Source organism: Paenibacillus sp. fava2, assembly GCF_058313675.1.
Genome location: NZ_CM177755.1, coordinates 4,797,871 through 4,811,644 on the forward strand (window position 1 = coordinate 4,797,871; position 13,774 = coordinate 4,811,644).

Here is a 13,774-nt window from a genome sequence, read left to right on the forward strand (position 1 = left end):
AGTAAAAAAAAATAACCGGCATAAATATTTATGCCGGTAATTTTACACTGTCACGAAATTGACAACGAAATTGCTCTCCGGAGAGAACTTCTTCCTTCATAAGGATGTCAAGGGAGTAATCAAAGATGTTACGCTGATTCTCCAGCAGGTCACGCGTCCGGATCATGAGATCATCCAGTATTTTACTGTTTTCTTTCATAAGCTCTTCTGTGGTAACCATTTGCAGATTTGCGATCCCCAGTGAGGTGAGGCCTGACTTCATCATGGTCTCTACAATATTCAGGGCCTGATCAAAGTCACCGCGTGATCCTGTGCTGCGTCCCCCGTAATACATTTCCTCGGAGGCTGCACCGCCAAGCGCAATCATGATCTGGTGCTCCAGATAATCCTTTGTATACAGGTACTGCTCTGTCTGCGGATTGTGCCGCACATAACCGAGTGCCTGTCCCCGCGGAGTCAGTGTTACCTGGCTAACGCTTCCCGGACGCAGCAGCTCCGCCATAATCGCATGGCCCAGCTCGTGGATCGCCACCCGCCGCTTTTCTTCCTGGTTGGTCTCACGGTCTGTCTTCTCGCCCATCATCACCTTGTCGATTGCTGAGGACAGATGGCGCTGCTCCACTTCGGTAAGATTTTCGCGCATCATATAAATCGCCGCTTCGTTCATGACGCTTTCCAGCTGGGCACCGGAGAACCCGTAGGCTTCCTCGGCGATTTTGTCCAGATCAACACCGGCATGCAGCGGCTTATTCTTGGCATGGAGGTCGAGAATGGACTTGCGGCCCTTTTTATCGGGCATATCCACCTGAATGTGGCGGTCAAACCGACCTGGACGCAGCAATGCGGAATCCAGCATTTCCTTACGGTTCGTTGCGGCTATCAGCAGAATCCGCGGTGCATCGTTATTGTAGATCCCGTCCATCTCAGTCAGCAGCTGGTTCAGTGTCTGGTCATACTCGCGCTGCTGTCCGCCTTCGCGCTTGCCGCCGATCACATCAATCTCATCGATAAAAATAATGGCACTTTGCTTATTTTCCTTAACGGCACGGGTACGGGCATCTTTAAATAAATCACGGATACGTCCGGCACCGACACCTACATACATTTCCACAAACTCACTGCCTGATGCCGCAACAAAGACGGAATTGGTATAATGTGCCGCAGCTTTGGCCATCAGCGTCTTCCCTGTCCCCGGAGGTCCGGTCAGCAGAATTCCCTTGAGCGGGCGGATCCCGAACTTGCTGATCTCTTCATGACGGATCAGAAAGTCAAGGGCCTCACGCAGCTCCTGCTTGGCATTGTCCTGGCCGCCGATCTCCTCAAAGGTAAGCTTCGACGGGCCGTTCTTCTTGCGCTTTTTGTCTGCACCGGCATTGACTGTCAAACCGCCGCGCAGATGGGCAATCAGCAGCAGGGCCCCGAGCATGCCGGCAGCGATAACAACCGGGAAAATATTAATGCCGACAAAAGCCATAAAAACGAGCAGCACCGGAGCAAAACCGGCGAGGATTTCCTTCCAATACTTAGGCATTATTCCACACTCCCATCGTTCCGGGAACCCGCGGTAAAATAATAAACTTGCTCTGTTTACCGTCACTCAGGCTCACGTAGACGTTATTGTCGTCGATTTCTGTCGTTGCTGTCACATTCTGAAACTCGGAGCTTTGGGCTTTGAGTCCGTCTAGCTTGGCAGGAATCAGTGTATATTTACGGCTCTCCATCGCTTCTGCTACGGAAAACATCGCCTTGTCCCAATATTCATCAAGCAATGCACTGGAGTTCTGGTCAACATCAAGCTTAAGCGTACGGCTGCCGATTGCTGACTTACCTTCACTATTAACATACTGCACAAGCTCACGCAATTTCGTTCCAGGTTCAAGATTAAGTTTCAAAGTCACTTCATTGCGGTTAATACTAATATGTGATTCATTGACTCCTTCATAGGATGATACAATTTTCTGGAGCGGATCCTGGACAGCGAACTGGCGGTAAGCATACCAGCCTCCAAACAGCAGCGCCGCAGACAACAGAGACGTTAACAGCACAGGTACGAGACGTAATTTCAAGCAACGTCCTCCTCTCAGATGTAAGCCAATATAATAAAGAAATAATGAAGATAGCATGTTTAGCGATAACTTATTATCCGGCATGCTCTTTCGCATGTCTTAAGTACATGGACTAGTATATCATAGGTGTATATACGATTCCGCATAAATTTGTGAATATATTTTAAATTTTCGATACTAATTTTTGGTTACACTCCTTTTTTCTATTTCATATCGACAAAAAAGACATGAATGATGAGATCATCCATGTCTTCTATTTGGCATTCCAGACAACTTTATCTGTCACTCCGTTAATCCGTTCCGTAATATAAACCGTAAAATCCCCCTATTTTCAGGAGGATTCACATCACCGGGGAAGCTTGTTCCAGTGTACTCCGCCAGGCGGTAATTAATCAGTGGCACCGTGCAGATAGATGCCGAATAAATGCCCGCCCAGAATTTTCACAAACATTTTCCCGGCCTGCCTAAGATCACGTTCGGTATCCACTGTAATTTCTCTCTCTACCAATGTTTGACTAACAACCGCTTCAGTATAAGAATTGCTATATTAATTGTATATCAAAAATTGCATAAATCATCATATTCACAAGATTTAGCATAACAAAAACAGCAGCCGGACCATTACGTCCACCTGCTGCTTATGCCGTTCCTGCTGTATTATTTACTCGGCAGGCTATAGCCTTCCCCGATTGCCGTACCATCGCTGAACCGGTAGAACTGGTAATAATACCGTCCTTCCTGCTTGTAGAAGACCTGCCATGCATATTCTCCATTAAATACGCCGGGCAAAAGCCGTCTGATGTCGGCACCGGGCAGCTCAGAAGCAAGCTTCTCCCGGATCTGCTGCTCTGAGGTACCCTTCGACAGCTCTGCCGCGTAAATATCGTTGTCGCCTCCTGCCGGTTTACCGTCAAGTGTAAAGCGGACCCAGACCATCAGCTCGGTGCCCGCCTCATTCTTTCCTGTAAGCACCCAATAGGCTGCATTTTCATCCCAGACGGATTTCTGGGCTTTGGTCACCTCAGTCAGTCCGGCACGGCTTCTGGCCACTTCCCTGGCTGCGCTGCGCTCGGCCCACTGGTCCTTCATGATATAGGCATAGAACTGACCTAGTCCGAACAAAAGGAGCAGTGCCGCACTGATCGCCAGCGGAAGCCATTTTTTCCTTTTCCTCAAAGTGCAGCTCCCTTTCTTCTAAATAACTGACCGTAAGATCCGGTCGCCTTGCATTCGATTATCTTGTTAGCAGGCTTTCAAAGGTTTCCTGCGCTTTGCGGCGGATCTCCTCTTCGTCCAGTGTCAGGCACTGGCCGTGCTTAACAACCTGCTTGCCGTTAACCCAGACATGCTCAACATCTTTGGCACTTGCCGAATATACCGCATGGGAGAGCAGGTCAGAATGCGGCAGCAGATGCGGCTGATCAATATCAATGGCAATAAAATCCGCCTTCATGCCAGCAGCCAGGCGGCCGACATTGTTCAGGAAGATGGAAGCTGCCCCGTATTCCGTTGCCATCAGCAGCGCTTCCGGCGCAGGTACGGCGGTCGGATCCCCGCTGACTCCTTTATGGATCAGCGCAGCCAGACGCATTTCCTCGAACATATCGAGGTTGTTGTTGCTTGCCGCCCCGTCAGTGCCCAGTGAGACTTTGACTCCCGCACGAAGCAGGTCCGGCACACGTGCAACCCCGCTTGCCAGCTTCAGGTTGCTGCCCGGATTATGGGATACTCCCACACTGTATTTGGCCAAAATTTCAATTTCTTCATCATTCAAATGAACACCATGGGCGATCAGAGACGGGCGGGTGAACATGCCCAGCTTCTCCAGATGTGCCACCGGACGCAGGCCGTAATCGGTCACATTCTGCTCCACTTCATGGCGGGTTTCGGACATATGCGTGTGCATCGGCAGGTCCAGATCATGAGCCTCCTGAACAAATTTCACGAAGAAGTCCGGCGGACAGGTGTAAGGCGCGTGAGGCGAGAGCATTGCCGTAATTCTGCCGTCCGCTTTGCCGTGCCAGTTACGGGCAAATTCCACGGCTTCTGCGAGCTTCTGGTTCTGCACATCTTCAGGACATAGACCGATAGCACCGCGCATCAGAACAGCACGGATACCCGACTGTTCTGTAACCTCGGCCACCCGGTCCATATGATCATACATATCAAGGAAGGTAGTTGTTCCGCCCTTGAGCATCTCCAGAACGGACAGGGCTGTTCCCCAGTACACATCATCACCGGTAAATTTCGCTTCCATCGGCCACATTTTTTCCTGCAGCCAAGTCTGAAGCACCATATCATCGCCATATCCGCGCAGCAGCGACATCGCCGCATGGCCGTGGGTATTGACCAGTCCGGGCATGAACAGCAGACGGCTGCCGTCAACCGTCAGAACGCCTTCTTCTGCTGCAGGCTTATCTTCTCCTATGTATGTGATCAGATCATCCTCTATCGTCATATAACCGCTCAGGACAGGCTGAAGTGAGCCAGCTACAAGAAACCGGCCGTTCGCGATTATCGTTTTATTGCTGCTCATCGGTAATTTCTTCCTTTCCGTCATGCAAATAGTAGGCAAGGCTCTGCAGATCAGTCGTAAAATCGGCCGCATGGATACGGATCGACGGCGGAGTCTTCAGAATAACCGGAGCAAAATTAAGAATAGCCTCGATGCCCGATTCCACCAGAATGTCGGCTACATTCTGCGCTTCACTGTCCGGTACGGTAATAATGCCGATCCGGATCCCCTGCTCACGGATGGTCTGGCCCAGCTCCTCCATCGGCTGAACCGTCAGGGAGTTGATTTTCTGGCCGACCTTGGGTGCGTAGGAGTCGAATACGGCAGTGATTTTCATCGTATCTTTCAGATAAGCATTATAATTGGAAAGGGCGTGGCCCAGGTTCCCCGCACCGACCAGAGCCACGTTGATCTGCTGGTCAAGCTTAAGGATATGGCGGATCTTTTCAATCAGATAGGATACATCGTAGCCGATGCCCTTCCGGCCGAAGTCCCCGAAATAAGCCAGGTCTTTGCGGATCTGTGCCGGATTAAGATCAAGTTTCTGTCCCAGCTCCTGGGAAGAAACGGTTGCAATTTCGCGTTTCTGGAGATCATTCAAGAAACGCAGATACACTGGGAGCCTGCGTACGACAGCCTCCGATATTTTGTCCGATTTCATGTCTTCTCCTCCTAAATTTAGTATAACTCGGATGTGTATGAAAGCCGCACCGCTCCCCGATACTCAAGCAAACAGGAAGCTGATGCGGAACTAGACTAAGAATGAAATGAATGCAGTTTAGGAAATGCCGCCCTCCAGCCATTCCTCGATTCTCGGAACCATCTGGTCAGTCAGCATATGCTCCATCTTGGGGCCGGGCAGTGAATACAGGAAATACTTCCCGTAGTAAGACTCGATGACCCTGGTATCATATACAATGACAATTCCCCGATCCTGGGCGGTGCGAACCAGCCGGCCGAAGCCCTGCTTGAAGCGGATGACCGCCTGGGGTACCGACAGCTTCATGAACGGGTTCTTCTTCTGTGCCTGCAGCAGCTCGGCTTTGGCCTCTGCAAGCGGGTGGTTCGGGGGCTGGAACGGCAGTCTGACAATCGCCAGACAGCTGAGCGCATCTCCGGGAATATCCACGCCTTCCCAGAAGCTGCTGGTTCCGAGCAGTACCGCCGCAGAATTGTCCTGAAAACGCCGGATCAGTTTGCTGCGGCTCCCCCCTTCTACACCTTGCCCAAGTACAGCGATGTCCTCTGCGGCCAGTGCATCCTTAAGCGGGTCATAGACCTGCCTTAGCATCTTATAGGAAGTAAACAGCACCAGCATACGGCCTTTGGTTGCCACAGCAGCTTCTGCCAGTGAGTGCACCAGTTTGTCAACAAACCTGGCATCCCCTACACTGCCCTTTACGCTCGGAAAATCACGCGGGATAACAAGCAGTGCCTGTTCGCGGTAATTAAACGGTGAAGGCAGCAGCGCTGTCATCAGCCTGTCCTGCTCCGCAGCCTCGCCCAGTCCGAGATTATCGATCATGAACTGGAAGGATTTATCCACAGACAGCGTTGCAGAGGTCAGCGTTATACTTTTCTTCTTGTCGAAGAACAGCTCCTTGAGCTGGGCACTGACATCTACCGGTACAGCATACAGCTGCAGGGATTTGCCTCGGTAATTGCTGCTGCCTTCCATCCAGTACACAACATTCTCATCATTCAGGCCCATGAAGAAGCGGATCTGCTCGCGGATCGAGGCCAGATCCTTAAACAGGCCGCCGATGTCGGTTACCAGACTGTCCGAGGAGGACTGGCTGTCGGTATCGCGCATTTCACTGAGCATCTTGTCGCCCCTGCGGATAATATCACTGAGGCTGAGATTCAGTGTGTTCTCCAGCGCAGCCAGCTCCTCCCAGTCCCTTGGCTTCTTGCCGGGGTGCAGGCGTGACACCAGCTGTCCGGCCTCACCAGCTGCCGCATCACTGCGGTCTGGCAGCAGTCCGAACAGCTTGTCGCTGAGCACATCCCAGGTTTCCTTGACGGTAAGCAGATCCGGATAGATCCGGTCGATGACACTGCTCCATTCGGAGGCCTGCTCGCTTCCAGATGATTGCAGGGTCTGGCGCAGTGCCGGGAGCTGGCCGCTCTTACTGTCCTTGTATAGCCGTGTCAGCGTATGGGCCACAGTGAAATACTTCATCTGCATGCCCAGATGCTTGCCCGCCACATCCTCCAGATGATGGGCCTCATCTATAACAAGATGCTCATAGGCAGGCAACAGCTGATGTCCCGCCTTTACATCTGCGAACAGCTTGGAATGATTCGTAATGACTACATCGGCAATTCCGGCTTCATGCTTGGCCCGGTGGTAGTAGCATTTACGGAACCACGGACAGGACCGGCCCAGACAGGAGTCGGTGTCACTGGCTACACTTTCCCAGAAGTCGCCGCCGCGGCCGCTGAGATTCAGCTCCTCATCGTCACCGGACAGCGTCTGGGTAAGCCACACAATCATTTGTGCTGCTGTAAGCGTTTCTTCCCTGGTACTTACGAAGTCCTTGTTATTTATTTTATGTTCAAACTTGCGCAGACACAAATAGTGCCCTCTTCCCTTAAAGACGGCAGCCTTGAACGGAAACGGGACCACTGTAGTCAGGAGGGGGATGTCGCGCTCACGCAGCTGATCCTGCAGATTGATTGTATGTGTGCTGACCATCACCTTCTGGTCCGTACGCACGCTATGATAAATAGCCGGCAGCAGGTAGCCCAGCGATTTGCCGGTGCCGGTACCCGCTTCAATCAGCAGATGCTTTTCTTCCTGAAGGGCGGTCTTTACTTCGCCGATCATTATCTCCTGTGCTTCCCGCGTCTCATACTGCGGTAACGTATCCTTAAGCCGGGCTGTTACCTCAGCCATGTAGTCCTCAAAGGATACATTCTCCAAAGGATTGCCGGAACCCTCCTCGCGCGGTGAAACAAGCTCATTCCAGTCGCCGACCGCAAGTGCCAGCTGACGGTGAAAGGTCAGCTCGCCCTCCGGCTGGAAGGTTTCCATCTCCCGCTCATGAAGCAGGCCATCAAAATACCAGGCCAGATCGCTATCTTCGCCGGCAAACAGCTCATTCAGGCGTTGAATGGTCAGCAGCGGCAGGCTGTACAGCTCGTCAAGGCATTTAAGCAGCACGAGCGCAGTGGCCAATGCATCGCTGTCAGCCTGATGCGGACGCTCATGCGTCAGCTTGAAATGCGCACTGACTGCACCGAGCTGATAGGTGGTCAGCGACGGAAAGCATATTTTGAGAAAATCAATCGTATCGAGAATCCGGCCCTGAAACGGCAAGTAGCCGCAGCGGTCCAGGGCATTCTGTAAAAAGTGAAAATCAAATGCGACATTATGCCCTACCAGCACAACATCATCCAGCAGCGGGACCAGCTCCATCATCATTTCATCCAGCTCCGGCGCATCCGCAACATCCGCGTCGGTTATGCCGGTCAAGCCTGTAATAAAAGGAGGAATCGGTGTTCCGGGCTTGACATAGGACCCATATACCCGGGAAACAGACCGGTCTTCTTCTATAATGGCAAGGCCAACCTGGATGATCTCACCCACAGATTGGGTTCCCGTAGTTTCAAAATCAAGCACGGCAAATTTCATTGTAAGTTCTATTCCCTTTCACTTGAGACTCCATATCAGCATAACAGAAGTTACGTAAAAAGGCGATGCAAGCCGCTTGTTCAAGTGGATGCATCGCCTAAATGAAGGCTATGATTACAAAAGCGAAACAAGCTGGTCCCCGAACTGGAGCTTACCGCCCTTTTTGCGGCAGACCTCCAGATTGACATTCGGCTCCGGCAGAGCCGGATCATACTGCAAAGACAAACCGAACAGTTCACTTGCCTCAAGGAAGCGCTCCTGTGAGGCCCTGATGCAGCCCAATGCATTATAGATCATCGCCTTAAGCTTGCTCTCCCGGATCAGGGCGAGCATATGGTTCAGATGGCTCCAGGCCGTCTCCCCGTCCCCTTCCTGCAGATAAGCCATGGCCAGATACAGCCGGGCGGCCAGGCTGTCCGGATAACGCCGGATCACTTCCTGAAACTGCTGGATACATTTGCCGTACATCAGGAGCTTATAATACCCCTGGCCCCGGACAAAAGAATCCATGGCAAGCTCTGGCGCCTCCTGCTGAGGCACTTCTTCCTCAGGCTCGAGCGCAAGCTCAGTCTGTTCCCGGAACTGGCTCAGCTGCTCGGCAAAGGCCAGCCACTCATCCATCACTTTATCACTGAGCCTGTGAAGCATGTTGTACTTGCGGATCAGTTCATTCCGGTACTCTCCCTCTGAAGAGGGGTAGTCACGGGCAATCTCCTGGAGCATCTTGTTCATCTCAGCAAATAAATGTTGAAACATCGGGCCATCCCCCTTTACTGAACATGAAATCAGCCTAAGCTTGCCTGCCTTCATTTTTCGCAAAGTCGGGGCGGTTCATCCCTGCCATTGATTACATGGCCTGCAGCTGCCTTATCAGGCGATTGTAGCGTGCAGCTCATGGTCAGCCAGCTTGACCGGCTTATTGTCAGCATCCACAAACACAACCGTCGGCTTGTGGCCGGCCAGTTCATCAGCGGACAGCATTGCATAAGAGATGATAATGACTGTATCGCCAGGCTGCACCAGGCGGGCCGCCGCCCCGTTCAGGCAGATGACGCCGCTGCCGCGCGGGCCGGGAATAACGTAGGTTTCCAGCCGGGAGCCGTTGTTGTTGTCCACAATCTGTACCTTTTCGTTCTCAAGCAGATCGGCTGCTTCCATCAGATCCTCATCAATCGTAATGCTTCCTACATAATTAAGATTGGCTTCTGTCACCGTCGCCCGGTGAATTTTGGATTTCATCATATGTCTAAACAAGGGCGGGAACCTCCTTCGGAATAAATACATTATTGTCGATCAGCCGGGTTCTGCCGAATTTGACTGCCAGCGCAATGATGATCTCACTATCGGAGGCAGTAAGCGCTGATCCCGGTTCCAGAGCCTCCAGATCAGGGAAAGTCAGAATTTCCACATAATCGATCACGGCCAGCGGCGCAGAGGAAATTTCCGAGACAAGAAGCGTCCGGGCTTCATCAGCAGTACGGACCGCACCCTCGTCCATTGCCTGGCGAACAGCCTTCAATGAACGGGACAGCACAAGCGCCTGGCTGCGCTCTTCTGCAGACAGATAGACATTGCGCGAGCTGAGCGCCAGCCCGTCATTCTCGCGGACGATTGGACAGGCAATAATTTCAACATTCATATTAAGGTCGGATACCATGCGGCGCAGTACCGCTACCTGCTGGGCATCCTTAAGACCGAAGAATGCATAATCAGGCTGTACCATGTTAAACAGCTTGTTAACTACAGTAGTTACACCGTCGAAATGCCCCGGACGGGAAGCGCCGCAGAGACTGGTAGTCAGTGAGGATACCGAGATCTTGGTAAGTGTAGGCTGCGGGTACATTTCCTCCACACTCGGAATGAAGACGATATCTGCGCCCTCCCGCTCAGCAAGCTCCAGATCGCGTGCTTCGTCACGCGGATAAGAGGCATAATCCTCATTCGGTCCGAATTGCAGCGGATTGACAAAAATGCTCATCACCACCGTATTGCTCTTCTCACCGGCCTTGCGCAGCAGACTGGCATGTCCTTCGTGCAGGTATCCCATAGTCGGCACAAAACCAACCGGAGTATGCCCTCCCTGACGCATATAATCAAGTGCTTCGCGCAATTGTGCTACTGTTCTGACCACTCTCATCTTACTTCTCTCCTTTTCCGGCAGCGCCGTATAAAGATTCCAGTACATGCTCATCCGCGTTAAAAACATGGTCCTCAGCAGGGAAGGAACGCTCCTTCACTTCCTTGACATAACTGCTGATCCCCTCGCGGATAATGCTGCCGACGTCGGCATAGGTTTTGACGAAACGCTTCTCCCGGTATGGCGAAGCATAGCGCACAAGATCATGGAACACGAGCACCTGACCGTCACAGTATCGTCCTGCTCCAATGCCGATCGTCGGAATGCTAAGCGCCTTTGTAATGGCTTCCGCCACTTCTTCAGTCACAAGCTCAAGTACAATCCCGAAAGCACCGGCCGCTTCAAGCGCCTTAGCCTCATTCATCAGCCGCTGTGCATCCTCAGGGTCCTTCCCCTGAATCCGGTAGCCGCCGATCATATTGACCGACTGCGGAGTCAGGCCGATATGTCCGAGAACCGGCACTCCCGCCTTAGTGACAGCAGACACGGCTTCGCAGATTTCCAGCCCGCCTTCCATCTTAACCGCATGGGCACGGCCCTCCTGCATCAGTCTGCGTACACCGCGCAGTGTCTCATCCACACCACCGTGATAGGTCATAAACGGCATATCAGCCACTATAAAAGTGTTCTGCGCCCCGCGGACGACAGAGCGGGTATGGTAGACCATATCGTCGATCGTTACCGGCAGTGTCGTATCATAGCCGAGTACCACATTTCCCAGTGAATCACCAACGAGGATCAGGTCAATCCCCGCCTCTTCGGCCAGCAGCGCCGAAGGATAATCATAAGCGGTCAGCATGCTCAGGGGCACACCCTCCGCTTTCATTTTTTTCATCTTTACAATGTTCAGTGCATGTTTGTCAGCCACTCTCTCCATTCCCCTTTTCGCAGTTAAAGTACGCGTAAACGCGCAAACAAAAAAACCCTTTAGCATAATCGGCTAAATAGGTCCGAAGGGCAAAAAAGAGTCACTCGCGATCGTCCCTTCTGTCTCGGTCCTTACGGCTCAGAGCAGAATCCAACGTAACCGTCCTGTACAGTTATGAAGGTACATCCAAAAGCAATTACTCAGTTATTAAAGCCTAGCCGGAGTACAGTTCGCGCCAAGGCGATACCGTCTCTGTCCATAGTATACCAAAACACGACGCCAATTACACGAAAAAAATATGACAAGGGATGGAACCCTTGTCATATCAGATCATTTCTATCTCTCCTGACAGGATGCTGGTGATGTTGCCAGCCTCATCCAGCAGCTGCAGTCCGCCGTTCTCATCCAGCCCCACTGCCTTGCCTTCAGAGCGGCCCTGGGCTGTTGTGAAGCTTATCTGGCGTCCGAGCGTCACCGACATAGATTCCCAGCGCTCCTTCACCGGCCGGAATCCCTGATCCAGGTACAGGCAGTAGAGATATTCCAGCTCAGTCAGCACAGCCCGGGTCAGCTGTTCACGGTCGACCGGGATGCCTCCGCCTTCAATCAGGAGAGAAGTGCCGACCTCCTGCAGGAAATCAGGATAGTCCTCCGGAGTCAGATTGGCGGAAATTCCGATGCCGGCGATGGCATAATGCAGGCCTCCTTCCCGGAGGGAGGATTCCAGCAGGATACCGCAGATTTTGCGTCCGCCGGCCAGCAGATCATTCGGCCATTTGATTCCGGCCGGCACACCGGTCACTTCACGGATGGCTGTGCAGACAGCCACCCCGGCCAGCAGCGTAAGCTGCGGCGTCAGGGCAAGCGGGAGGTCAGGGCGGAGCACAATGCTCATCCAGATGCCCTTACCCTTTGGCGAATGCCACTTCCGGCCCATCCGGCCCCGGCCGCCGGTCTGTTCCTCAGCCCGGACGGCTGTACCTTCAGGGGCACCTGCCTCAGCAAGCTTCTTCGCTTCCTCCTGAGTCGAAACCACCGAGTCAAGCAGCTGCAGCCGGTCCTGCCAGCCGGAAACGAAGCTGTCCCGTGCCGGAAGGCCGGGGGCAGCCATCTTATCATGATTCATCTATATCCATCCTTCTTGCTTCCTGAAGCAGTACTTGTTGGTCATTCGGGCAGTCCCCCGCCGCTACAGCCAGCAGCAACTTATTCAGCAGCACGCCGAGCCACGGCCCGGGAGTCTTCCCAAGCAGACCGGCCAGCTCCTTGCCGGAAACTGCCAGTTCGGCAAGCGAGCGGATTGGCATCTCTTCGGTCCATGACTGGAGAGTCGCGGGCGGGATGTGCTGGCGAATCAGCGCTGCGCTGTCAGCTGCGCGTGAGACGGGACCGCCCGCTGGCGCTGCGCTGTCAGCTGCACGCAAGACGGGCTTGCCGGCTGGCGCTGCCATGCCGGTGCTCTGTGCAGGCTGCTCCGCGCCGCCTGCGCTGCCTGCGGCGGCCTGCGGCAGCGACGCCAGCAGCGTCACCCACCCATCGGCAGCTTCCGCGCCGATGGACAGCACGGCGGCGATCCAGCGCCGCCGCAATTGCTCTGTAGCGCCGGGAGAATCCGTCGCTACAGAGGCCAGTGCCGCGTCCCACGCCTCGCGGACGCGGAGCACGGCGGCGACGGAGCTGCGCGCCGCCCCCGGGAACGTCCATGCCCGCAGGAGCTTGTCGGCCGCTTCGGCCGACTGCCCCAGGGCATGGAGGAGCAGCGCCCACCGCAGGCGGGCGCTGTCCAGTTCCCCGATCCCGGCCAGTATGGCGGCAGCTGCCGCCAAATCTTCGCCGGTCCAGGGGAACGGGGCTTTGCCGCGCGCCAGCAGCCCGCTGCGCGCCAGCAGGCCGAGGCCGCGCACAGGGTGCGGCCCCAGGGCAATGCGTTCCGTCTCGGCGCGCACGCGCTCGACGGCAATATGCGCCAGCTTGTCGCGCTGGCGCAGCAGCCCCCGCCACGTATTCTTGGCGATGGCAAAATCCAGCACCGACGCAAACCGCACACAGCGCAGCATGCGCAGTGCGTCCTCTTCGAAGCGCTCCTCCGCACTGCCTACGCAGCGGATCAGCCGGGCGCTTAAATCCTGCGCCCCCAGAAACGGATCGACCAGCTCCCCGTCAAGCCCGCAGCAGATCGCATTGATGGTGAAATCACGCCGCCGCAGATCCTCCTTAACATCGCTTACAAAGGAGACATGCTCCGGACGGCGGTGATCGGCATAGCCGCTCTCCGTCCGGTAAGTCGTCACTTCAAAGCTGAAGCCGTCCTGCAGCACTGTAACCGTCCCGTGGGCAAGCCCTGTCGGGATGCAGCGCGGAAAGACGGCCATAACCTCCTCGGGCAACGCCGAAGTGGTCAGGTCGATATCATGAACCGGCCGGCCCAGCAGCTCATCGCGGATACAGCCTCCGACGAAATAAGCCTCACGGCCGCTCTCAAGCAGCCCTGTAATCACCTTCCGGGCTGCCGCCGCCATACCGTCCGGTGCCATTGTCCATTCCATATCGT

Annotated in this window: 12 protein-coding genes; all 12 read right to left on the reverse strand. The window is 54.1% G+C overall.

Features of this window, described 5'->3' with window-relative positions; all coding sequences use genetic code 11:
• Positions 1–28: 28 nt before the first annotated feature.
• Positions 29–1,531, reverse strand: coding sequence for an AAA family ATPase (locus AC4G46_RS21055; RefSeq protein ID WP_491124431.1), 1,503 nt, complete (start codon positions 1,529–1,531; stop codon positions 29–31).
• A complete protein-coding gene (locus AC4G46_RS21060; protein WP_491124432.1) occupies positions 1,524–2,066 on the reverse strand; it encodes a hypothetical protein in 543 nt (180 codons plus the stop codon). The genes AC4G46_RS21055 and AC4G46_RS21060 overlap by 8 nt, the downstream gene beginning before the upstream one ends.
• Before the next feature lie 657 nt (positions 2,067–2,723).
• A complete protein-coding gene (locus AC4G46_RS21065; protein WP_491124433.1) occupies positions 2,724–3,242 on the reverse strand; it encodes a cell wall elongation regulator TseB-like domain-containing protein in 519 nt (172 codons plus the stop codon).
• 58 nt (positions 3,243–3,300) lie between these two features.
• Positions 3,301–4,602, reverse strand: coding sequence for an amidohydrolase (locus AC4G46_RS21070; RefSeq protein WP_491124434.1), 1,302 nt, complete (start codon positions 4,600–4,602; stop codon positions 3,301–3,303).
• A complete protein-coding gene (locus AC4G46_RS21075) occupies positions 4,589–5,242 on the reverse strand; it encodes a redox-sensing transcriptional repressor Rex (RefSeq protein ID WP_221797995.1) in 654 nt (217 codons plus the stop codon). Before AC4G46_RS21075 ends, AC4G46_RS21070 begins: the two co-directional genes overlap by 14 nt.
• A 117-nt stretch (positions 5,243–5,359) precedes the next feature.
• Complete coding sequence (dinG, locus tag AC4G46_RS21080; protein WP_491124435.1) at positions 5,360–8,218, reverse strand: ATP-dependent DNA helicase DinG; 2,859 nt, start codon at positions 8,216–8,218, stop codon at positions 5,360–5,362.
• Positions 8,219–8,332: 114 nt separating this feature from the next.
• Positions 8,333–8,974 (reverse strand): tetratricopeptide repeat protein, encoded by a 642-nt coding sequence (locus AC4G46_RS21085; protein WP_491124436.1) that lies wholly within the window; start codon positions 8,972–8,974, stop codon positions 8,333–8,335.
• Positions 8,975–9,088: 114 nt separating this feature from the next.
• Entirely contained in the window at positions 9,089–9,472 is a 384-nt protein-coding gene (panD, locus tag AC4G46_RS21090; RefSeq protein WP_068728666.1) for an aspartate 1-decarboxylase, read from the reverse strand.
• Entirely contained in the window at positions 9,465–10,355 is an 891-nt protein-coding gene (panC, locus tag AC4G46_RS21095; protein ID WP_491124437.1) for a pantoate--beta-alanine ligase, read from the reverse strand. Before panC ends, panD begins: the two co-directional genes overlap by 8 nt.
• A gap of 1 nt (position 10,356) precedes the next feature.
• Entirely contained in the window at positions 10,357–11,223 is an 867-nt protein-coding gene (panB, locus tag AC4G46_RS21100; RefSeq protein WP_491124438.1) for a 3-methyl-2-oxobutanoate hydroxymethyltransferase, read from the reverse strand.
• A gap of 325 nt (positions 11,224–11,548) precedes the next feature.
• On the reverse strand, positions 11,549–12,349 hold the full coding sequence (locus tag AC4G46_RS21105; RefSeq protein ID WP_491124439.1) for a biotin--[acetyl-CoA-carboxylase] ligase: 801 nt from the start codon (positions 12,347–12,349) through the stop codon (positions 11,549–11,551).
• Positions 12,339–13,769: a CCA tRNA nucleotidyltransferase gene (locus tag AC4G46_RS21110; RefSeq protein WP_491124440.1), complete on the reverse strand. Its 1,431-nt coding sequence runs from the start codon at positions 13,767–13,769 to the stop codon at positions 12,339–12,341. The genes AC4G46_RS21105 and AC4G46_RS21110 overlap by 11 nt, the downstream gene beginning before the upstream one ends.
• Between the last annotated feature and the right edge of the window lie 5 nt (positions 13,770–13,774).